This is a genomic window from Rathayibacter sp. AC182, assembly GCF_979253875.1.
The window spans coordinates 369649-389283 of sequence record NZ_CEEDEK010000003.1; the positions used below are offsets into that span (position 1 = coordinate 369649).

The window sequence follows — 19635 nt, forward strand, 5'->3', positions numbered from 1 at the left end:
CCTCGGGGACCGGCGGGAAGACCACCCGCTCTACCATGGGGGCCATGCCCGACGCACTGCCCGATCCCGACACCGCCGCCGCCTCCGCTGCCGAGCAGGCCGCCCCGCCGCGCAGGCGCACCCTGGTGGTCAAGATGGGCTCCAGCTCGGTGACCAAGCAGTCCGGACCCGATCCCGTCCTGCTCGCGAACGCGCTCGAGAGCGCCTTCACCGCGCGCGGTCTCGGCTGGGACGTCGTGCTCGTCTCCTCCGGCGCCGTGTCCTCGGGCCGCGCCCTCTTCGCCCGCTCCCAGGACGAGCCGATCAGCTCCCGGCTGGCCGCCGCCGTCGGCCAGACCGTGCTCATGGGCTTCTACCGCTCGGTCGCCGAGCTCTCCGGCGCTCTCGTCGCCCAGATCCTGATCGGCGAGTCCGACCTCGCGTCGCCCCGCCAGATGTCCCACGTCGCGGAGGCGATCCGCCACGCCCTCGACGCCGGCGTCGTCCCCATCGTGAACGGCAACGACACCATCGACTCCGCGGGGTCCGACAACGACGGGGTGGCCGGCGGCCTGGCGATGCTCCTCGGAGCCGATCTCCTGCTCCTGCTCACCGACGTGCCCGGCGTCTTCGCCGGCAGCATCGCGGAGGGCGTCCACCTCGACGAGCTGGGCATCGCGGAGCTGCGCGGAATCGGCGTGCAGAAGGGCGGCACCGGCCGGGGCGGCATCCGCTCCAAGCTCAAGGCCGCCGAGCTCGCCGCCCACAACGGCGTCTCGACGCGCATCGCCGGCGCTCGGACCCCCGACGTGATCCTGGGCGCGATCGACGGGCCGGGCCCCGGCACCCTCGTCCGCGCGGTGCACGGGCACCCCGGTGTGGAGCAGCGCTGGATCTCGGGTGTGGCCACGGCGCGGGGGCGCGTCGAGATCAACCTCGAGGCCGAGCGGAGCATCGACTCGGGCTCCAGCCTCTTCGCCTCGGGCATCAAGCGGGTGTCGGGCGATTTCAGCGGGGAGACGTCATCGAGGTGCGGGCCCTGAGCGGCGAGCTCCTCGCCCGCGGAGTGACCAGGGTCTCCTCCCGCCTGCTCACGCTGGTGAGGGCCCTGCGCGTCGACGAGATCGCCCGCGTCTTCGTCGCGGTCCTCGCCCACGCCGCAGCGGGAGGCGCGCAGGCGGCCGCCGTCGACGGCGAGCGCCCCCAGCTCGCCCGGGCTCTGGAGTACACCCGCGGGCTCTCCTCCGAGCACGCTCGCGCCGTCGCGATGGAGATCGTCGGACTGTTCCCGGCCGAGAGCATCTCGGCGCTCCTGGGGCTCGGAGCGGAGGAGGGCGAGCTGGTCGAGCGCTACACGCGCCTCGTGCGCACCCTCGCCATCGTCGAGAACCAGCACTTGTCGGTGTTCAAGGACTGAGCCTCGAGGCGACGCTTCACGCCAGGGCCGCAGGTCATTCCACGCCACGGCGTCATGATCGCGGCTCTCGCGTGTCTCTCTGGTGACGGCGCCGAATCCGGGTGCCCCGATCGATCGGACCACCATGAGCCCCACCTCCTCGCCCTTCCCCTACCCCTCCGACGAGCGGATCACCGTCGAGGGCTTCGAGACCGGGCGCCTGCTGCGGCGTCTCGACCTGCTCGAGGAGTCGATCGCCGCGAGCGAGCGGGCTCTGCGCGGATCGATCGACCCCGCCTCCGGCGAGTGCCGCCCGGCAGCCCGGGGCGGGCACCGCGAGCAGATCCTGAGCAACCTGGCGGTCGAGCGGGCCCTCGCCGAGACGATCCGGAGTGCGCTCGCGTCGCGCCGCTGAGGCGTCGCTCGCCCGGCGGATCGAGGCGGTGGGGGAGGCGGATGGGGCACCATGGCCCCATGGTCACCCTCACCGTCGCCGGCACCGCGCAGCACTTCCATCCCGCCGAGCGGGGCACCGTCCGCCTCGAGATCCGTCGCGAGTCGCGTTCGCGCTCGGCCGTGCTCGCCGAGGTCGTCTCGCTGCACGCGACCGTGCGCGACCAGGCCCGATCGGAGCAGCAGTCCGGAGCGGCGACGTGGTGGTCGGCCGACCAGGTCTCGGTCTCGACCGTCCGCCGGTTCCTGAAGGACTCCGACGTCGCCGAGGTCTTCCACATCGCGGCCGCCGGCGTGAGGGTGAAGTACCGCGACTTCGACGCCCTCGGCCGCTGGGTCTCGTCCGTGTCCGAGCTGCCCGGCGTGGTAATCTCGGGCGTGGAGTGGGCGCTGACCGCCGACCACCGTGCAGCCCTCGAGCGCGAGGTCCGCGTGGCGGCCGTGAAGGATGCGCAGGAGCGTGCGTCGGCCTATGCGTCGGCCCTCGGTCTCAGTGAGGTGCGCGTGCTCACGCTGTTCGAGCCGGGCCTCCGTCCGAACACCGCGAACTCAGGAGGGGGCCACGGTGCGATGAGCCGGATGGCCGCCTTCAGCTCCCAGGAGGAGCCGCTCGCCCTCAAGCCCGAGGACATCGAGGTCTCCGCCTCGATCTCCGCGGATTTCGAGGCGCTCTGACGGGAGCTCCCGGCGGCCGCAGGGAGTGACGACGGCGCCTCTGCGAGATGTGCAGCGGCTCGTCGGGAGGACCGGGTCATTCCCCAGGCGCCGACTGCTGGAGTTCCGCCCACGTACGGGCGGACAGGCCGAAGAGGTCGATGAAGCCGGTGGCGCTGGTCTGATCGAAGCGCGATCCGGAACCGTAGGTGACGAGCGCCTTCTGATACAGGGGCCGCGGTGCGCTGCGTCCGACGGTCACGGCCTTCCCTGCGAGCAGCTTCATCCGGATCGTCCCGGTGACCGCCTGCTGGGTGTGCTCCACGAAGGCGTCGAGCGCCGCACGGAGCGGCCCGTGCCAGAAGCCGTCGTACACCAGCCGGCCGTACACCGTATCCAGCTTCCGCTTCTCGGTCAGGACCTCGGGAGGCAGCACGAGCGTCTCCAGCTCGGCGTGAGCCGCGAGCAGCACCGTCATCGCCGGCGCCTCGTACAGTTCCCGCGAGAGGACGCCGACGACCCTGTTCTCGAGCATGTCGATGCGGCCGATCCCGTGTGCTCCAGCACGCTCGTTCAACCGCTGCACGAGGTCGAACGGGGACATCTCCCGGCCGTCGAGCGCCGTGGGCCGACCTCGTTCGAACCGGATGTCGACGTATTCGGCGATGTGGGGTGCGTTCTCCACCGCTGTCGTCAGGGCCCAGACATCCTCGGTCGGCTCCCAGTCGAGGTCTTCGAGAGGACCTGCCTCGACATTGCGACCGAGCACGTTGAGATCGATGGCCCACGGGCGCTCCTGAGAGACGTGGGGAGGTATGCCGTACGTCTCCGAGTAGGCGATCGTTTCCGCTCGCGTGAAGGGCCACACTCGTGCAGGCGCCAGGATGACGAGGTCGGGGTTCTTCAGTGCGATCCCCAGGTCCATCCGGACCTGATCGTTGCCTTTGCCGGTCGCGCCGTGCGCGACGGCATCGCAGCCGGTCCTCGCCGCGGTGTCGACGAGCAGCTCCGCAATGAGAGGTCTGCCCAGAGCCGAGGCGAGAGGGTAGTGCAGCTCGTGCACCGCGTTGGCCGCAAGCGCGCGGAAGCCGTACTCCTCGACGAACCTCTCCTTGACGTCGATGATGATCGAATCGTCAGCACCGGCGAGAAGGGCCTTGCGTCGGATCGGCTCGAGTTCGTCCCCTGACCCAGATCCGCGGCCATGGCCACGATGTAGTCGCACCCCATCGCGTGTCGGAGGTAGGGGATGCACGCAGTGGTGTCGACTCCGCCCGAGTATGCGAGCACGACCCGCCGTCCGGCCGTCACGATCCGCTCCTCTCGCTCAGGGTGCTGCGATCGGGCCGGAGTGCGTCGGTCCGTCGTCGCAGATCCTGCACGGCTCGAGCAACGAGGGCGGGAGCGGTTCCCCCTGTCGAGGTGCGCCGCGAGAGAGCGTGCTGGAGGTCGAGGACGCTGGTCGGGATCCCTTCGAGCGCGGGTGAGTACGCGACGATCGATCCCGCGTCGATCTCATGCAGTTCGAGCCCCTCCTGCTCGAGTGCCGACACGAGGGAAGCGACGACTCCGTGCGCTTCCCGGAAGGAGAGGCGCCGTTGCTCCACGAGCCAATCGGCGATCTCGGTCGCAAGTGCTCCACCGCGTGCGGCATCCCGTCTCATCCGCTCTCGATCGAACTCGAGCCCCTCCACGAGTGCCGTCATCGTCCGCACGCAGAGATCGATCGTGTCGGCGGCGTCGAAGACCGGCTCCTTGTCCTCCTGCATGTCTCGGCTGTAGGCGAGCGGCAGGCCCTTCATCACCACGAGAAGCGTCACGAGGTCGCCGACCAATCGTCCGGATTTCGCTCGGATCAACTCGGCGGCGTCCGGATTCCGCTTCTGCGGCATGATCGACGAACCCGCCGAGAGCCCCTCGGGAAGTCGCACGTACGCGAACTGCGTGGAACTCCAGATCACGAGCTCCTCGCTCAGACGGGACAGATGCATTCCGAGCGTCGCAGCCGCCTGGAGGAAGTCGAGCATGAAGTCCCGATCCGAGACCGCGTCGATCGAATTCCGCATCGGGCCGGCGAATCCGAGCGCAGAGGCTGTCGCTGCCGGATCGATCGAGTAGCCGGAGCCCGCGAGCGCTGCAGCTCCCAGCGGTGATTCGTCCGCCCGCTCCTCGGCGGCGGCGAAGCGCTTCCTGTCGCGGTGCAGCATCTCCGCGTACGCGAGCAGATGGTGTCCGATCGTCACGGGTTGGGCGCTCTGCAGGTGAGTGAATCCCGGCATCGGTGAAGCCGCTTCCTTCTCAGCTCGGTCGAGGAGCGCGTGAAGGAGTCCTTTCAGGAGGTCGTCCATCGTGCGAGTGGCCTGGCGCACCCAGAGGCGCGAGTCGAGCGCCACCTGATCGTTCCTCGAGCGAGCGGTGTGGAGCTTTCCCGCCACCGGTCCGACGAGCCGGTGCAGTCGAGCTTCGATGTTCATGTGGATGTCCTCGAGTGCACGGTCCGGTCGGAAGATGCCGGAGGCGACCTCGGCTTCGATGGTCCGAAGACCGCGCCGGAGGATCTCGGACTCCTGAGCAGTGACGATGCCCCTGTCGCCGAGCATGCGAGCGTGCGCGATCGAGCCCTCGAGATCGATCAGGGCGAGCCGCTCATCCACATCGATCGAGGCGTTGATCTCGAGGAGGAGAGGGTGGACGGCGCCGGTGAATCGATGCGCGCGCAGCGGATCAGAAGTGTCGTTCGTCGTGGATGCTGTCATGAAAAGTCCTTCCGTGGTCGTTGGTCGGAGGAGGTCAGGCTGGAGAGGGTGAAGTCGAACGAGCAGCCGTACCGCTCCCGCTTGCGCCGTATCTCGCGGCGCCGGTAAGAATCCGCTTTCCACTGGAGGGGTAGAGAACGGAGAGGAACAGTCGACGCAGGAGTGGACGTCCTGGAAGATCGTGAGGCGTTCGGTGCACGGTGAATCCGTGGCGGAGGACCATGCGACGCATCGTGTCCTCGCAGAAGAAGAGGAGAAGGCGTCGCCCGTGAAGCTGCTCGATGATCTCCGAGAGGAGCCGAGGGCCGATCCCGCGACCGCGGTGGGTCTCACGCACGAAGAGGACCGCCACTTCGCTCCAGCCTCCGAGGAAGGCGTGCACGAGCGCCGCACCGACCACGTCGCCTGATCGGCGATCGAGCGCGACGAAAGTCTCGCGACGGCCGCACCACTCCTCCAGGCTGTAGCCGGTGATCGTGGTCGACGACCGGATCTCCTCGACGACGAGATGAGCTTCCGACCTGGTGAGAGGGCGGTGCTCGACGACCACCGATTCCAGATCTGCGCCGATCCGCGCGCCGCTCATGACGCGACCGCGATCAGGGTCACAGCGCCTGCTGCCAGAACGAAGCCCGCAGCCTGCCCGATGCCGATCCGCTCTCGGATCACCACGACGGCGAGTGCGACGGTGACGGCGGGATAAAGCGCGATCAGCACGCTCACGATCGACAGCATCCCTCCTCGGAAGGCCGAGAGCATCGTCACGTTCGCGACGACGTCGAGGAGGCCGATGCCGACGACGAGGAGCAGCATCCGGCCGCGCAGGACGCCGGTCGGCCGGACGAGCACTGCGCCGGCCAGGACGAGGGCGGATGCGGTCACCCGCGCGGCGACGAGGGGCCACAGACCAGAAGCGCTGTCGATGCGGTCCGTGAAAACGAAGCTGAGGGCGAAGCACGTGCCGGCGCCGAGAGTCAGGAGGGCGACGCGCCGAGTGAATCGGCGGCCGTCCCGCGCCGGGGCGGACTCGCGACTCACGAGGACGATCGCGACGATCGCCAGCAGAACGCCGACGCCCGAGACCATCGACGGCCGTTCGCCGAGAGCGAGTCCGACAGCGACAGGCACGCCGGCCACCAGGACCGCGGTCAGCGGGGAGACGATGCTCATGGGTCCCTCTGCGAGGGCGAGGTAGAACCACCACATCGCGACCGCCATGACGGCTCCGGAGGCGGCTCCCCACAGGAGCGAGGAGCCGCTGGGCGACCCTCCTGCAAGGGGAGCGATCACCGCGATGACGACGGCCGAGACCGGATACGACACCAGGATGACGCGCAGAGCGGCGACGCCGCGAGAGGCGAACCCGCCGAGGAAGTCGCTGACGCCGTAGGCCACGGCGGAGGTGAGGGCGAGGAGAAGGAAGGTCAACCTGTATTCCTGTCGGTCGATGCGACGAGTGATGAGCATGGCTCACATCAAAGGAGACCATACCGGGATGGTGGTCGTCCGAGCGGCTCGTGCCAGCGACTGTAGGAAGCCTCGCGAGCGGTCGGGAAGCGCGGAGTGGAACTGTGGAGAATCCGGGGATGGCCGCGGGTGTGAGGGCGGTAGTGACCGGTCGGCGGAGGTCTGAGGAATACCCCGGCCCTCTCCGACGCTGAAGCACGCATGGTCTCGCGCATCGGCTTCCTCTCCTTCGGTCACTACCAGTCGGTTCCGGGGTCGATGACGCACACCGCGCGCGACGTCCTGCTGCAGACCATCGAGCTCGCCGAGGCGGCCGAGGAGATCGGGCTGGACGGTGCCTATGTCCGGGTGCACCACTTCGCGCCGCAGCTCGCCTCGCCCTTCCCGCTCCTGGCGGCCATCGCCGCGCGGACCCGCCGGATCGAGATCGGCACCGGCGTCATCGACATGCGCTACGAGAACCCGCTCTACATGGCGGAGGAGGCGGCGGCGACCGACCTCATCTCGGGCGGCAGGCTCGAGCTCGGCGTGAGCCGGGGATCGCCCGAGACAGCTCTGCGCGGCTCGGAGGCCTTCGGGTTCGTGCCGCCCGAGGGCATGACCGACGCCGATCTGGCCCGGCACAAGGTCCAGCTCTTCCGCGAGGCGCTCGCCGGCGCGCCCGTCGCCCAGTCCGATCCGGCGATGACGCGTCAGTCGATCCCGCTGTCGATCGAGCCGCGCTCGCCGGGGCTCGAGGGCCGCATCTGGTGGGGAGCGGGCAGCTTCGCCACCGCGCGCTGGGCGGCAGAGCAGGGGATGAACCTGCAGTCCTCGACGCTCCTCCTCGAAGAGGAGGGGATCCCCTTCGACGAGCTGCAGGCCCGGCAGATCCGCGAGTACCGCTCCGCCTGGGCCGACGCCGGCTGGCAGCGCGAGCCGCGCGTCTCCGTCTCGCGCAGCGTCCTGCCGATCACCAGCGAGCTCGACCGCCTCTACTTCGGCGGCCGCGGGGAGAGGACCAGGTCGCGTCGCTCGAGGGGGTCGCGGCCCGCTTCGGCCGCAGCTACACGGGCGAGCCCGATCTGATCGCCGCGGAGCTGGCCGCCGACGTCGCGGTGCAGGAGGCGGACACGCTCCTCCTGACGGTCCCCAATCAGCTCGGCGTCGAGTACAACGCCCGGCTCCTGCAGACGATCGCGGAGTCCGTCGCCCCGGCGCTGGGCTGGACATCCGCTCGGGTGGTCACCGCGTCCTGACGCGGGGACGGAGGAGGCGATGAGACTCGCGGGGACGGCGGCAGCGGTCGCGGCGACGGCGGCAGGGGCGGCCGCGCTCGGCGTCCTGCTCGCCCGCCGGGTGGTCCTCCCGGCCGACCGCGATTCGTGCGCCTCCACTCGGTGACGGCGTCGACCGTGGTGCTCGACGCTGACTCCGCGACCGTGCGCCCGGGGACCTTCGGCCTCTGGTCGCCCGAGCGCGACGGGCACCTGCGCATCGGAACGGTCCTCCGGCACGATGCGGACACGGCTCGCGTCCAGCGGGAGGTCCTCGCGTCCACCGGTGCGCCGCTGCGCCCCGGTCCGGTGCGATGGACGGGTCATGTCTTCTCCGGTCCCGAGGAGCTCGACCTCGCGGTCCGCACCGTGCCCGTCCCCGTCCCGGGCGGGACCGCCCCGGCATGGGTGCTCCCCGGCTCGGACGTCTGGTTCGTGCACGTGCACGGCATCCGGACCAGCCGAGTCACCGCACTGAGGTCCGTGCCGGTCGCGCAGCAGCTCGGCGCCACCTCGATCGTCCCCTCGTTCCGGGGGGACGGCGACGGCCCGGACGTCCCCCGAGGCGCGTCGACCCTCGGCCAGACCGAGTGGCAGGACGTCGACGCGGCACTGGAGTACGCCGTCGCGCACGGGGCGCGCTCGCTGGTGCTCGTCGGGTGGTCGCTGGGTGCTCAGATCGCACTGCTGCTCGCCGAGCGCTCCGCGCACCGGGAGCGCATCGCGGGTCTCGTGCTCGTCTGCCCGGCGACCGACTGGCGCGGAGCGATCCGCCACGGCGCCCGACGCGCCGGCCTGCCCGTGGGCGCCGCTCGTCTGGCGGAGTGGGCTCTCGGCGATCGGATCCTGCACCGTCCCGCCGGGCTCCCGGTGCCGATCGATCTCGAGGCCCTGGACTGGGGTGCAGGGGAGCGGGTCGCAGTGCCGACGCTCGTCCTGCACTCGGTCGGGGATCCGGAGGTGCCGTTCGCACTCACCGAGCGGTTCGCCGCGGCGAACCCCCGCCTCGTCGAGGTGGTCGCCTTCGCGGACGCCGCTCACGGCGGCGAGTACAACCTCGATCCCGAGAGGTTCGACCGAGCGGTGAGCGAGTGGGCGGTGCGCACGATCCCGGCCGACTGATCCCGCCGCAGGGCGGACCGTCTCGGCGGGAAGCGCATCTCACCGAGGGGCGCACGGCCGGGAACGAGAAGCCCGGGAACGAGAAGCCCGGGAACGACGAAATCCCCCGCCTCTCCGAGGAGAGACGGGGATTCCTTCTTCTGTGTCCGAGGGGGGACTTGAACCCCCACGCCCTATACGGGCACTAGCACCTCAAGCTAGCGCGTCTGCCATTTCCGCCACCCGGACGAGTGTTTGTTCCGGCCTGCGTTTCCGCGGCCGAAGAAGACATTAGCACGGTTTCAGGAGGGTGGATGACACCGCGGAGGGAGCCCCCGCCGCTAGCGTGGGGGCATGACCAGCGCCTCCGACTCCTCCGTCCCCGAGCAGGATCTCGACGAGACCGCGCTGATCGCGCGCGACCTCATCCGCTTCGACACGAGCAACTACGGCGAGGGCCGTGCGGAGCCCGAGCGGGAGGCCGCCGAGTACGTCGCGTCGCACCTGCGCGATCTGGGCCTCGAGCCCGTGCTGATCGACTCCGACCCCGGCCGCACCAGCGTCGTCGCCCGGGTCACGGGGGAGGAGCGCGACCGCGGCGCCCTCGTCGTGCACGGCCACCTCGACGTCGTCCCGGCGATCGCCGAGGACTGGAGCGTCGATCCGTTCGGCGGAGTGATCAAGGACGGCATGCTCTGGGGTCGAGGCGCCGTCGACATGAAGAACATGGACGCGATGATCCTCGCCTCCCTGGGCGACGTGCTGCGCTCGGGCCGGCGCCCCTCGCGGGACCTCGTCATCGCGTTCTTCGCCGACGAGGAGGCGGGCGGTGTCCGCGGATCCGGTCACCTCGTGAAGACGCGTCCCGAGCTGTTCGCCGGCGCGACCGAGGCGATCAGCGAGGTCGGCGGCTACTCCATCGACCTCGACGGGACGCGCGCCTACCTCGTGCAGACCGGTGAGAAGGCTCTCCTGTGGCTGAAGCTCCGGGCGCGCGGCACCGCCGGGCACGGCTCGCAGATCAACCGCGAGAACGCGGTGACCCGCCTCGCCGAGGCGATCGCGCGCATCGGCAGCGAGGAGTGGCCGACCCGCCTCACCGACACGACCCGGGAGCTCCTCGGCGAGGTCGCCCGCATCCTCGGTCGCGATCCCCAGCGCAGCACCCCGGAGGAGCTGGCGATCGCCACCGGCACCGCCTCGCGCTTCATCGCGGCGACGCTGCGCACCACTGCGAACCCCTCCATGCTGAGCGCCGGCTACAAGGCGAACGTCATCCCCGAGTTCGCCGAGGCGGTCGTCGACGTCCGCGTGCTGCCGGGCGAGGAGGACGCGGTGCTCGAGCGGATCCGCGAGCTCGCGGGCGAGCACATCGAGATCGAGGTGCAGCACCGCGACATCGGACTCGAGGTCCCCTTCGCCGGCCCTCTCGTCGAGAGCATGGCCGCGTCCCTCCGGCGCTTCGACCCCGACGCGGAGGTGCTGCCCTACCTGCTCTCCGGAGGGACCGACAACAAGGCCCTCTCGACGCTCGGCATCACCGGCTACGGCTTCGCTCCGCTGCAGCTGCCCGGGTCGCTCGACTTCCCGGCGCTGTTCCACGGGGTCGATGAGCGGGTTCCGCTCGACGCACTAGTCTTCGGGAGGAAGGTCCTGACCGATCTGCTCCTGCGATCCTGAGGTCAGCCTCCCGACCGCCACCGACCGCCTGCTGGCCGACGACGCCCCAGCCCTCCTCGAAAGTGACGCATGGGCCTGCTCGAAGCGCTGATCCTGGGACTCGTCCAGGGTCTGACCGAATTCCTCCCCATCTCCTCCAGCGCCCACCTGCGCATCGTCAGCGAACTGCTGCCGGGGCTCGACGGCCGGGACACCGGAGCGGCGTTCACCGCCATCACCCAGCTGGGCACCGAGACCGCGGTCATCATCTACTTCTGGCGCGACATCGTGAAGATCGTCGGCAACTGGTGCCGGTCGCTCGTCGGCCGGGTGCCCCGCTCCGACCCGAACGCCCGGATGGGCTGGCTGATCATCATCGGCAGCCTCCCGATCATCGTGCTCGGCCTGATCTTCCAGGACGCGATCGAGACGACGCTCCGCTCGCTCTGGGTGGTCGCGACGACGCTGATCCTCTTCGGCATCCTGCTCGGCATCGCGGACCACGTCGGAGCGAAGAAGCGCCGTCTGCGCGATCTCAACGGCCGCGACGGCCTCATCTACGGAGGCGCCCAGGCGCTCGCGCTCATCCCCGGCGTCTCCCGCTCGGGCGGCACCATCACGGCCGGCCTCTTCATGGGCTACGAGCGCAAGGCCGCGGCGCGGTACTCGTTCCTCCTGGCGATCCCGGCCGTCTTCGGCAGCGGTCTCTACCAGCTCTACAAGAGCATCAGCGATCCCGAGGTGCTGCCCAACCAGATCCAGGTGGGCGGCATGGAGACGCTGGTCGCGACCATCGTCGCCTTCGTGGTCGGCTTCGTCGTGATCGCGTTCTTCATGGGCTACATCTCCCGCCGCAGCTTCCTCCCGTTCGTGATCTACCGGATCCTGCTCGGCGGCGTCCTCATGGTCGCGCTCAGCACCGGACTCATCGCGGCCTAGATGCGCGCCTGGAACTCCCCGTCCGTCCCCGCTCTCCCCGGCACCGGACCCGTGCCCCGCGTCCGCGACACCGCCACCGGCGGTCTCGTCGAGCTCGCGGCCGAGGAGGGCACGGCCCGCCTCTACGTCTGCGGCATCACGCCCTACGACGCCACCCACCTCGGCCACGCCTCCACGTATCTCGCCTTCGACATCGTCCAGCGGCTGTGGCTCGATGCGGGTATCACCGTGGAGTACGCGCAGAACATCACCGATGTCGACGACCCGCTGCTCGAGCGCGCCACGGCGACCGGCGTCGACTGGCGCGAGCTCGCCGAGGAGCAGGTGGAGCTGTTCCGCGGCGACATGGCGGCGCTGCGCATCCTGCCGCCCGCCCACTACATCGGCGTGACCGAGACGATCGAGCCGATCGCCGAGGCCGTCGCCCGTCTCGAGCGCGACGGCGTCGCGTACCGCGTGCCGGCCCCCGAGGGCGCGGCCGACGGCGCCGACGACCTCTACTACGACATCTCGGCGGCCGAGGGCGAGGTGTGGCACCTGGGCAGCGAGAGCGGGCTCGATCCGGTGACGATGGCCGAGCTCTTCGCGGCCCGCGGCGGCGATCCCGATCGTTCCGGCAAGCGGCACCCGCTCGATCCGCTGCTGTGGCGGGCGGAGCGACCGGGGAAGCCGGCGTGGGACTCCGCCGTCGGGCGCGGACGGCCCGGCTGGCACATCGAGTGCTCGGTGATCGCCCTCGACCGCCTCGGTCCCGACTTCACGCTGCAGGGCGGGGGCAGCGACCTCGTCTTCCCCCACCACGAGTTCAGTGCCGGGCACGCCGCGTCGCTCTCGGGCCGCCCTCTCGCCCGCGCGTACGCGCACGCGGGCATGGTCGCCTACGAGGGCGAGAAGATGAGCAAGTCGCTGGGCAACCTGGTGCTGGTCTCGCGGCTGCGCGCAGAGGGCACGGATCCGCGCGCCGTCCGTCTCGCGCTCCTCGCGCACCACTACCGCTCCGACTGGGAGTGGCTGCCCGAGGACCTGCCCGCCGCGATCGAGCGCCTGGAGCGGTGGGAGGCGTCGCTCGCCGAGTCGGGGACGGCGTCGGCCGTCGAGGTCCTCGCGCGCCTGCGCGCCGTCCTCCGGGAGGACATGGACACCCCCGGGGCACTCGCCCTCCTGGACGCCGTGGCGGCGACCGGGGTGGACGACCCGGCGCTGCTGCGCGACGCGGTCGACGCCCTCCTGGGAGTCCGGCTCGGCTGATCCGCTCGCGGGAGCGGGTCAGCGGGTCACGGGCGCCAGGGCTCCTCGCCGGAGCGCCCGTCGCCTCGGCGGCGCAGGTAGCGCTCGAACTCCTGCGCGATGGCCTCGCCGCTCGCCTCGGGGGAGTCGACGGTGTCGCGCGCCTGCTCGAGCTGCGCGATGTAGGCGGCCATCTCCTCGTCGTCGTTCGCGAGAGCGTCGATCCCGCGCTCCCACTCCTCGGCCTCCTCGACCAGGTCGCCGCGGGGGATCACCAGGCCCACGACCTCCTCGAGCTTCTCCAGCAGCGCCAGCATCGCCTTGGGAGAGGGGGCGTTGTGCACGTAGTGCGGAACGGATGCCCAGATCGAGACGGCGGGGATGCCGACCTTCTGCGCGGCCTCGCCGATCACGCTGAGGATCCCCACCGGACCCTCGTAGCTCGAGCGCTCCAGATCGAGCTCGGAGCGCAGCTCGGCGTTCTCGCTCGACGCGAAGATCGAGATCGGCCGGGTGTGCGGGACGTCGGCGAGCATCGCGCCGAGGAACACGACGGAGGAGATGTCGATCGCGAGCATGGCGTCGACCACCTCCGCGGCGAAGCTCTTCCAGCTCCGCGACGGCTCGGTGCCGACCATCACGTAGAGGGCGCTCTCGGCGTCGACCGAGGTGTCGGCGGGTCCGAAGATCTGCGTGCCGGGCCACGCGAGGCTGCGTCGTCCGTCCTCGCCGATCGAGAGCATCGGACGGGTGTACTGGAAGTCGTAGTACTGCTCCGCGTCGACCGCGAACAGGGGCACGTAGTCGCCGTCGTCCTTGACGAGCCGGACGGCTCCGCTCGCGGCGTCTCCCGCGTCGTTCCAGCCTTCGAAGGCCACGACGAGGACGTTTCCCTTGATCACGTTCATAGGCACGATCTCCGCGTTCGGCTCGAGGTCCGGTTCCCCGCGGTCCGCGGGCACCCGTTGCACAAGGATAGGACCCGGCCCACCCGGGGCTGCGCGGGCCAGACGCTTTCCGCTGTCCGCGTACGGGGCCCGCTCCCGGGCCTGCCGGTACGATGGTCGCTCGTGACTTCCGACACCTCCGCCCCCCGGGCGCACGCCGTCCCCGAGGCGCCGGCCGCCGTCCTCTGGGACATGGACGGCACCCTCGTCGACACCGAGCCCTACTGGATGGCCTCCGAGCACGCGCTCGTCGAGTCGTTCGGCGGCGTCTGGACCCACGAGGACGCGATGAGCCTCGTCGGCTCCGGACTCCCCGCCTCCGCGCGGATCCTGCAGGGCAAGGGCGTCGATCTGAGCGTCGACGCGATCATCGACCGCATGACCGACGAGGTCGTCGCGCAGCTCGCCGTCGAGATCCCGTGGCGTCCCGGCGCCCTGGAGCTGCTCTCGGCCGTCCGGGAGGCCGGTGTCCCGCAGGCGCTGGTCACCATGTCGATCGGGCGCATGGCGAGCGCCGTCGTCGACCGCCTGCCGTTCCCCGCCTTCGCCACGATCGTCAGCGGGGACATGGTCCAGCGCAGCAAGCCCGACCCCGAGGCGTACCTCCTCGCCGCGAGCACTCTGGGAGTCGAGGTGAGCGAGTGCGTCGCCATCGAGGACTCCCACGCCGGACTCGCCGCCGCCGTCGCCTCGGGCGCCGCCGCGATCGGCGTCCCGCACCAGCTCGAGCTCGACGCGCGTGCCCCCTACGCCCTCTGGCCCACCCTCGCGGGCCGCACTCTCGCGGACCTCGCGCTGGTGTCCTCCGAGCACCGCGGCGACCGGCCGCGCACGACCGAGACGGAGGCCCTCCGATGACCGGTGAGGCACTGCAGCATTCCGGACCCTTCCGCGCGGGCGACCGCGTCCAGCTGACCGGCCCCAAGGGGCGGATGAACACCATCACGCTGATCCCGGGCAAGGTCTTCCACACGCACCGGGGCGGCATCGAGCACGACACGATCATCGGCCTCCCCGACGGATCGGTGGTGGTGAACACCGTCGGTGTCGAGCACCTCGCGCTGCGGCCGCTGCTCGCCGACTTCGTGATGTCGATGCCCCGGGGCGCGGCGATCGTCTACCCGAAGGACGCTGCGCAGATCCTCGCTCTGGCGGACGTGTTCCCGGGAGCCCGCGTCGTCGAGGCGGGGGTGGGCTCCGGCGCCCTCTCCCTGTGGCTGCTGCGCGCGGTCGGCCCGACGGGGCGCTTGTCGTCCTTCGAGCGCCGCGACGAGTTCGCCGATGTCGCCCGCGCGAACGTCGAGACGTTCCTCGGGTACACCCCGGACAACTGGAGCGTCACCGTCGGCGATCTCGTCGACGAACTGCCCGAGCGGTCGCGCCGGGAGAGGCCGACCGCGTCGTCCTCGACATGCTCGCCCCCTGGGAGTGCCTCGACGTCGCCGCCGACGCGCTCACCCCGGGCGGCGTCCTGCTCTGCTACGTCGCGACCGTCACGCAGCTCTCCCGTGTCGCGGAGGCGATCCGCGCCTCCGGGCTGTTCACCAACCCGTCGTCGAACGAGACGATGGTCCGCGGCTGGCACGTCGAGGGCCTGGCCGTCCGCCCGGATCACCGGATGATCGGGCACACCGGCTTCCTCATCACCGCGCGCCGGCTCGCCCCGGACACCGTGCTGCCCGAGCTCAAGCGCCGTCCGTCGAAGACGGACTTCAGCGACGAGGACGTCGAGGCGTGGACGCCCGGCGCCCTCGGCGAGCGCGCCGTGAGCCCCAAGAGCCTGCGCAAGCGCGTGCGCGAGTCGGCGACCAGCGCCGAGCTCTCCCGCGCCCGCGGCTTCGGCGCCGAGGAGTCCGACGAGGTCCCCGAGGGCGATGAGGGCATCGTCTAAGATGGATGCGGCCTCCGGGCCGCTGCCCGGTCCTCCCGCCGCCGGGCCCCTCCTGCTCCGCTCCACCCCGTCGAATAGAGGACCCGTGCGCCGCACCACCGCGCTCATCGCCAGCATCGGCATCGTCGTCGCCCTCGCGGGATGCTCCGCGTCCTCGCCGACCGCCGACTGCGACGCCCCCTTCACCGCCGGGGACTCCTCGTCGGCGGTCGAGGCCAGCGGCGACTTCGGTGCGCAGCCCGAGGTCTCGGTGCCCAGCCCGCTGAAGGCGACCACGTCGCAGGTCAGCACTCTGATCGAGGGGACGGGCGCCCCGCTCGAGAAGGGGCAGCTCGTCACGATCGACTACACCCTCGTCAACGGCGCCGACGGCAGCGTCCTCGAGGCCTCGCCCTACGACGGCGAGAGCACCGCGCGCTTCGCCGTGGGCGGCTCCGGGCTCGTCGGACTGAACGACGGGCTCCTCTGCACGCAGGTCGGCTCCCGCGTCGCGATCGCCATCGCTCCGGAGGACGGCTTCGGCGAGTCCTCCGCGCAGCTCGGCATCGCGCCCGACGACACGCTCGTGCTGGTGGCCGACGTGCAGAGCGCGTCCCTCGCTCGTGCGGACGGCGACCAGCAGCCCGCCCCCAACGGCTTCCCGACGGTCACCCTCGACGAGAACGGCACCCCGGGACTCGCCAAGCCCTCGGGCGACGCTCCGACCGAGCTGGAGATCGCGCAGCTCAAGAAGGGCGACGGGCAGGTCGTCGAGGAGGGCGACCAGGTCGTCGTCGCGTACACCGGCTGGCTCTGGAGCACCGGCGAGTCGTTCGACTCGAGCTGGGAGAAGGGCGCGCCCGTCGTCTTCACCGCGGCCGACGGATCGACCGCGCAGGGCGGCGTGATCCCCGGCTTCGCCGACGCGCTCATCGGCCAGCCCGTCGGCTCGCAGGTCATCGCGGTCATCCCGCCCGAGCAGGGCTACGGCGACACCGAGCAGTCGACGATCCCCGCCGGCTCGACGCTGGTCTTCGTCGCCGACGTGCTCGGGATCGCCTGAGTCGGCCGCGCCCTGGACTGGAGGGCGTGCCCGCCGACGCCTCTCCCTCGAGCCGCATCCCGGCCGAGGAGCGTCTGTTCAACCTCGTGCTCGCCCTCGTGGCGGCCGAGAACGGGCTGACGAAGTCGGACGTGCTCTCGACCGTGCAGGGCTACCGCCAGCGCTCCGACCGGGGGGACCGGTCCTCCCTCGAGCGCCAGTTCGAGCGCGACAAGGACGACCTCCGCGAGCTCGGGATCCCGATCGAGACGGTCGACGCCCCGGGCGACCCCGGGAACACCCAGACCGTGCGCTACCGGATCGCCAAGCGCAGCTACGACCTCCCCGCCGACATCGCGTTCGACCCGGAGGAGGTCGCGCTGCTCCGCCTCGCCGGTGCGGTGTGGCGCGAGGGGACCCTGTCGGCCGAGTCCCGTCGCGCGCTGATCAAGCTGCGCTCCATCGGCGTCGAGTCCGTGGACCCGGTCATCGGCATCAGCCCCTCGATCCGGGTGCGCGAGGCATCGTTCGAACCGCTGAGCACAGCGCTCGACCGCAACCAGGTCGTCCGGTTCCCCTACCTCAAGCCGGGCGGCGCCGAACCGCGGCTCCGCACCGTCCGGCCGCGGGCGCTGGTCAACCACCAGGGTCGCTGGCACCTGCACGCCTGGGACGAGAGCGCCGAGGGGACCCGCACGTTCCTGCTCGCGCGCATCGTCGGATCGGTCTCCTCGACCGGACGGACGTTCGAGCCGGAGGAGGGGACCAGGCCGTCCTGGCACTCGCCCAGCTGGACGAGGTGCTGAGCCGCACGAGCGCACTCCTGCGGGTCGCCGCCGACTCCGACGCGGCGCTGCGCCTCGGCCGCCGAGCAGAGACGTCGGGGGAGGGGGAGCACGTGCTCCGCCTGCACTACACCGACGCCGACATCCTCGCCGACGAGTTGGCGGGATACGGACCCGAGGTCGTCGTCCTCGAACCGGTCGAACTCCGCGATGCGGTGGTTCGGCGCCTCCGGCGCTCCCTGTCCGATCACGAGTCCGCGTCCGACTCCGGAGGGAGCCACGATGGCTAGGCCCCGCACGCTCCAGGCCCGCGATCGGCTCGCGGTCCTGCTCTCGATCGTCCCCTACCTCCTCGACCGCGGCCGGGTCGCGGTCGAGGAGGTCGCCGAGCACTTCGACATCTCGCCGGAGGAGGTCCGCCGGGCGGTCCGCCTCATCGCCGTCTCCGGCATCCCCGGCGAGACGTCCCAGTACCAGGCCAACGACCTCTTCGACATCAGCTGGGACGACTTCGAGGAGAACGACCACGTCGAGCTCACCCAGCAGGTGGCCATCGACGACTCCCCGCGCTTCTCGGCGAGGGAGGCGGCCGCGCTGATCGCCGGGATGCAGTACCTCGCCGCGCTGCCCGAGAACCAGGGCAACGACCGCATCGCCACCCTGATGGGCAAGCTGTCGCGCGGAGCGTCATCGGCCCCGAGCGCCGTCGCCGTCGCGCGCGGCACCGGCGCGGACGCCGGGCTCGAGGTGATCCGGGCCGCAGTGGCGGCCGGCACGCAGCTCGCGTTCGACTACCGCAACGCGCGGGGCGAGACGGAGTCGCGCCTCGTCGATCCGTTCCTCCTCGAGTCGGTCGACCGGGACTGGTACCTCCGCGGCTGGTGCCACCTCCGGGAAGGGGTGAGGACCTTCCGCGTCGATCGGATGCGCTCGCTCACCGACACGGGAGCGCCGATCGTGCGCCGTCGGCACGAGGTGACGCTGCCCGAGAGGCTCTTCGAGGCGTCGGACAGCGATCTGCTCGTCGACCTGCGCGTGGCGCCGAGCTCGGTGGCGCTCCTGGGGGACTACGCCGTCGACGCCGAGTTCCCGCCCGTTCCCGCCGATGAGGCAGGGCGAGGGGTGCTCGTGCGGATCCGCGTCGCGCACCTCGAGGGGCTCACGCGCCTCGTCGCGTCCCTGCCCGGCCTCGTCACCGTCGTCGCTCCGCCGGCGGCGCGAGAGCCGTGGCCCAGTGGACGCGCGCCGCGCTCCGGGCGAACGGGGAGGCCGGGTCATGACGTGGTGGTCCTGGATCCTGATCTGGACGCTGCTCGCGATCGGCGCCCTGACGGTGCTCGCGCTGTTCCTCGTCTCGTACTGGCGCAAGGGAAGGGTCCTCCTCCGGCAGCTCGAGGAGCTCACGGCGAAGCTCGACGAGATCCAGCCGGACGACGGTGCTCCGCAGGTGCAGCGGCCGCCGTCCTCCTCTTCGCCGACCGCGATGCGGTGCGCAGGGCCCACGAGTCGCGTCGCGACTCCCGCCGTGACAGGTCCGAGGATCGACGGTCCGCGAGGGTCGAACAGGGTAAGCTCCTCGTACACCGCAACCGACAAGCAAAGTGAGTCTGCAATGTTCGCTGGCCTCCAGGGGTGGCACCTCCTCATCATCCTCGCTGTGATCCTCCTGCTCTTCGGTGCGCCCAAGCTTCCCCAGCTCGCGCGCAGCGTCGGACAGTCGATGCGCATCTTCAAGAGCGAGGTCAAGACCATGAAGGAGGAGGACGGCCCCGAGCGCCGCGACTCCACCGAGGGTCCCGCGTCGACGACCGGCACCACCTCCGGATCGACCACCGGCACCGGCACGACCACGCCGCCCGAGTCACCGCTCAAGTAATGACCTCCGTGGCAGCGAAGAAGCCACGGACGAAGCGAGCGGGGAAGGATCCCGAGGGGCGCATGTCACTCGGGGCTCACCTGATCGAGCTTCGCAACAGGCTCTTCAAGTCGGCAATCGCGATCGTCCTCGGCTGCATCGCCGGATGGTTCGTCTCGGAGTGGGTCTTCGAATCCCTCAAGGCGCCCATCCTCGAGGTGGCGTCCTCCCAGGAGCAAAGAGGCGATC

20 protein-coding genes, 1 tRNA gene and 3 pseudogenes are annotated in these 19635 nt (G+C 70.9%); 18 read left to right on the forward strand and 6 right to left on the reverse strand.

The window, feature by feature from the left end; all coding sequences use genetic code 11:
* Nucleotides 1-44: 44 nt before the first annotated feature.
* The 4 genes from AC0CII_RS04845 to AC0CII_RS04860 all read left to right on the forward strand — a co-directional run bounded on the left by AC0CII_RS04845 (nt 45) and on the right by AC0CII_RS04860 (nt 2503).
* Complete coding sequence (locus tag AC0CII_RS04845) at nt 45-1022, forward strand: amino acid kinase family protein (RefSeq protein WP_465228774.1); 978 nt, start codon at nt 45-47, stop codon at nt 1020-1022.
* Nucleotides 1010-1396 carry a hypothetical protein gene (locus tag AC0CII_RS04850; RefSeq protein WP_465228775.1) on the forward strand — a complete coding sequence of 129 codons (387 nt, stop codon included), beginning with the start codon at nt 1010-1012 and terminating at the stop codon, nt 1394-1396. Before AC0CII_RS04845 ends, AC0CII_RS04850 begins: the two co-directional genes overlap by 13 nt.
* Nucleotides 1397-1520: 124 nt before the next feature.
* The gene (locus AC0CII_RS04855) at nt 1521-1790 is read left to right on the forward strand and encodes a hypothetical protein (RefSeq protein ID WP_207402577.1); all 270 of its coding nucleotides are present in this window, start codon (nt 1521-1523) and stop codon (nt 1788-1790) included.
* A gap of 59 nt (nt 1791-1849) precedes the next feature.
* Complete coding sequence (locus AC0CII_RS04860; RefSeq protein WP_465225861.1) at nt 1850-2503, forward strand: SIMPL domain-containing protein; 654 nt, start codon at nt 1850-1852, stop codon at nt 2501-2503.
* A 76-nt stretch (nt 2504-2579) separates the two neighbouring features.
* Here the strand turns inward: AC0CII_RS04860 and AC0CII_RS04865 are convergent, their stop codons facing one another.
* The 4 genes from AC0CII_RS04865 to AC0CII_RS04880 all read right to left on the reverse strand — a co-directional run bounded on the left by AC0CII_RS04865 (nt 2580) and on the right by AC0CII_RS04880 (nt 6666).
* Nucleotides 2580-3707, reverse strand: a complete 1128-nt coding sequence (locus tag AC0CII_RS04865; protein ID WP_465228776.1) for an argininosuccinate synthase — start codon at nt 3705-3707, stop codon at nt 2580-2582.
* A gap of 82 nt (nt 3708-3789) precedes the next feature.
* Nucleotides 3790-5238, reverse strand: coding sequence for an argininosuccinate lyase (gene argH, locus AC0CII_RS04870; protein WP_465225858.1), 1449 nt, complete (start codon nt 5236-5238; stop codon nt 3790-3792).
* Nucleotides 5239-5272: 34 nt separating this feature from the next.
* The gene (locus AC0CII_RS04875; protein WP_465228777.1) at nt 5273-5824 is read right to left on the reverse strand and encodes a GNAT family N-acetyltransferase; all 552 of its coding nucleotides are present in this window, start codon (nt 5822-5824) and stop codon (nt 5273-5275) included.
* The gene (locus tag AC0CII_RS04880) at nt 5821-6666 is read right to left on the reverse strand and encodes an EamA family transporter (RefSeq protein WP_465225856.1); all 846 of its coding nucleotides are present in this window, start codon (nt 6664-6666) and stop codon (nt 5821-5823) included. The genes AC0CII_RS04875 and AC0CII_RS04880 overlap by 4 nt, the downstream gene beginning before the upstream one ends.
* A gap of 240 nt (nt 6667-6906) precedes the next feature.
* Between AC0CII_RS04880 and AC0CII_RS04885 the strand changes: the two are divergent.
* The 3 genes and pseudogenes from AC0CII_RS04885 to AC0CII_RS04895 all read left to right on the forward strand — a co-directional run bounded on the left by AC0CII_RS04885 (nt 6907) and on the right by AC0CII_RS04895 (nt 9083).
* Nucleotides 6907-7943: pseudogene (locus AC0CII_RS04885) on the forward strand (LLM class flavin-dependent oxidoreductase).
* A 19-nt stretch (nt 7944-7962) separates the two neighbouring features.
* Nucleotides 7963-8088, forward strand: a complete 126-nt coding sequence (locus AC0CII_RS04890) for a hypothetical protein (RefSeq protein WP_465228778.1) — start codon at nt 7963-7965, stop codon at nt 8086-8088.
* Entirely contained in the window at nt 8085-9083 is a 999-nt protein-coding gene (locus AC0CII_RS04895) for an alpha/beta hydrolase family protein (RefSeq protein ID WP_465228779.1), read from the forward strand. Before AC0CII_RS04890 ends, AC0CII_RS04895 begins: the two co-directional genes overlap by 4 nt.
* Nucleotides 9084-9226: 143 nt before the next feature.
* On the opposite strand, the gene AC0CII_RS04900 is transcribed toward AC0CII_RS04895, so the two are convergent.
* Nucleotides 9227-9311: transfer RNA gene (locus tag AC0CII_RS04900), tRNA-Leu, on the reverse strand.
* A 105-nt stretch (nt 9312-9416) separates the two neighbouring features.
* On the opposite strand from AC0CII_RS04900, the gene AC0CII_RS04905 reads away from it, so the two are divergent.
* The 3 genes from AC0CII_RS04905 (at nt 9417) to mshC (ending at nt 12908) form a co-directional block, all read left to right on the forward strand.
* Nucleotides 9417-10742, forward strand: coding sequence for a M20/M25/M40 family metallo-hydrolase (locus AC0CII_RS04905; RefSeq protein ID WP_465225854.1), 1326 nt, complete (start codon nt 9417-9419; stop codon nt 10740-10742).
* Nucleotides 10743-10811: 69 nt separating this feature from the next.
* Complete coding sequence (locus tag AC0CII_RS04910) at nt 10812-11660, forward strand: undecaprenyl-diphosphate phosphatase (protein ID WP_207402567.1); 849 nt, start codon at nt 10812-10814, stop codon at nt 11658-11660.
* Nucleotides 11661-12908, forward strand: a complete 1248-nt coding sequence (gene mshC / locus AC0CII_RS04915) for a cysteine--1-D-myo-inosityl 2-amino-2-deoxy-alpha-D-glucopyranoside ligase (protein WP_465228780.1) — start codon at nt 11661-11663, stop codon at nt 12906-12908.
* 26 nt (nt 12909-12934) lie between these two features.
* Here the strand turns inward: mshC and AC0CII_RS04920 are convergent, their stop codons facing one another.
* The gene (locus AC0CII_RS04920; RefSeq protein WP_465225852.1) at nt 12935-13795 is read right to left on the reverse strand and encodes a proteasome assembly chaperone family protein; all 861 of its coding nucleotides are present in this window, start codon (nt 13793-13795) and stop codon (nt 12935-12937) included.
* Between the two features lie 162 nt (nt 13796-13957).
* Between AC0CII_RS04920 and AC0CII_RS04925 the strand changes: the two genes are divergently transcribed.
* From AC0CII_RS04925 to AC0CII_RS04960, 8 genes and pseudogenes are all read left to right on the forward strand, one after another.
* Nucleotides 13958-14692, forward strand: coding sequence for an HAD family hydrolase (locus AC0CII_RS04925; RefSeq protein ID WP_465228781.1), 735 nt, complete (start codon nt 13958-13960; stop codon nt 14690-14692).
* Nucleotides 14689-15725: pseudogene (locus AC0CII_RS04930) on the forward strand (tRNA (adenine-N1)-methyltransferase). Before AC0CII_RS04925 ends, AC0CII_RS04930 begins: the two are co-directional and overlap by 4 nt.
* Nucleotide 15726: 1 nt before the next feature.
* The gene (locus tag AC0CII_RS04935; RefSeq protein ID WP_242682755.1) at nt 15727-16767 is read left to right on the forward strand and encodes an FKBP-type peptidyl-prolyl cis-trans isomerase; all 1041 of its coding nucleotides are present in this window, start codon (nt 15727-15729) and stop codon (nt 16765-16767) included.
* Nucleotides 16768-16793: 26 nt separating this feature from the next.
* The gene (locus AC0CII_RS04940) at nt 16794-17552 is read left to right on the forward strand and encodes a helix-turn-helix transcriptional regulator (RefSeq protein ID WP_465228782.1); all 759 of its coding nucleotides are present in this window, start codon (nt 16794-16796) and stop codon (nt 17550-17552) included.
* Complete coding sequence (locus tag AC0CII_RS04945; RefSeq protein ID WP_465228783.1) at nt 17546-17821, forward strand: WYL domain-containing protein; 276 nt, start codon at nt 17546-17548, stop codon at nt 17819-17821. The genes AC0CII_RS04940 and AC0CII_RS04945 overlap by 7 nt, the downstream gene beginning before the upstream one ends.
* Nucleotides 17814-19136, forward strand: coding sequence for a helix-turn-helix transcriptional regulator (locus AC0CII_RS04950; RefSeq protein WP_465228784.1), 1323 nt, complete (start codon nt 17814-17816; stop codon nt 19134-19136). The genes AC0CII_RS04945 and AC0CII_RS04950 overlap by 8 nt, the downstream gene beginning before the upstream one ends.
* 7 nt (nt 19137-19143) lie before the next feature.
* Nucleotides 19144-19407: a Sec-independent protein translocase subunit TatA gene (gene tatA / locus AC0CII_RS04955; protein WP_207402560.1), complete on the forward strand. Its 264-nt coding sequence runs from the start codon at nt 19144-19146 to the stop codon at nt 19405-19407.
* A 62-nt stretch (nt 19408-19469) separates the two neighbouring features.
* Nucleotides 19470-19550, forward strand: a pseudogene (locus tag AC0CII_RS04960) (twin-arginine translocase subunit TatC); the annotation flags it as partial.
* Nucleotides 19551-19635: the final 85 nt, after the last annotated feature.

Coding starts and splice junctions, on each gene's coding strand:
- AC0CII_RS04950 (WP_465228784.1), top strand. CDS start 17,814: ATGGCTAGGCCCCGCACGCTCCAGGCCCGCGATCGGCTCGCGGTCCTG.
- mshC (WP_465228780.1), top strand. CDS start 11,661: ATGCGCGCCTGGAACTCCCCGTCCGTCCCCGCTCTCCCCGGCACCGGA.
- AC0CII_RS04920 (WP_465225852.1), bottom strand. CDS start 13,795: ATGAACGTGATCAAGGGAAACGTCCTCGTCGTGGCCTTCGAAGGCTGG.
- AC0CII_RS04845 (WP_465228774.1), top strand. CDS start 45: ATGCCCGACGCACTGCCCGATCCCGACACCGCCGCCGCCTCCGCTGCC.
- AC0CII_RS04910 (WP_207402567.1), top strand. CDS start 10,812: ATGGGCCTGCTCGAAGCGCTGATCCTGGGACTCGTCCAGGGTCTGACC.
- AC0CII_RS04890 (WP_465228778.1), top strand. CDS start 7,963: ATGAGACTCGCGGGGACGGCGGCAGCGGTCGCGGCGACGGCGGCAGGG.
- AC0CII_RS04875 (WP_465228777.1), bottom strand. CDS start 5,824: ATGAGCGGCGCGCGGATCGGCGCAGATCTGGAATCGGTGGTCGTCGAG.
- AC0CII_RS04855 (WP_207402577.1), top strand. CDS start 1,521: ATGAGCCCCACCTCCTCGCCCTTCCCCTACCCCTCCGACGAGCGGATC.
- AC0CII_RS04860 (WP_465225861.1), top strand. CDS start 1,850: ATGGTCACCCTCACCGTCGCCGGCACCGCGCAGCACTTCCATCCCGCC.
- AC0CII_RS04935 (WP_242682755.1), top strand. CDS start 15,727: ATGGATGCGGCCTCCGGGCCGCTGCCCGGTCCTCCCGCCGCCGGGCCC.
- argH (WP_465225858.1), bottom strand. CDS start 5,238: ATGACAGCATCCACGACGAACGACACTTCTGATCCGCTGCGCGCGCAT.
- AC0CII_RS04905 (WP_465225854.1), top strand. CDS start 9,417: ATGACCAGCGCCTCCGACTCCTCCGTCCCCGAGCAGGATCTCGACGAG.
- tatA (WP_207402560.1), top strand. CDS start 19,144: ATGTTCGCTGGCCTCCAGGGGTGGCACCTCCTCATCATCCTCGCTGTG.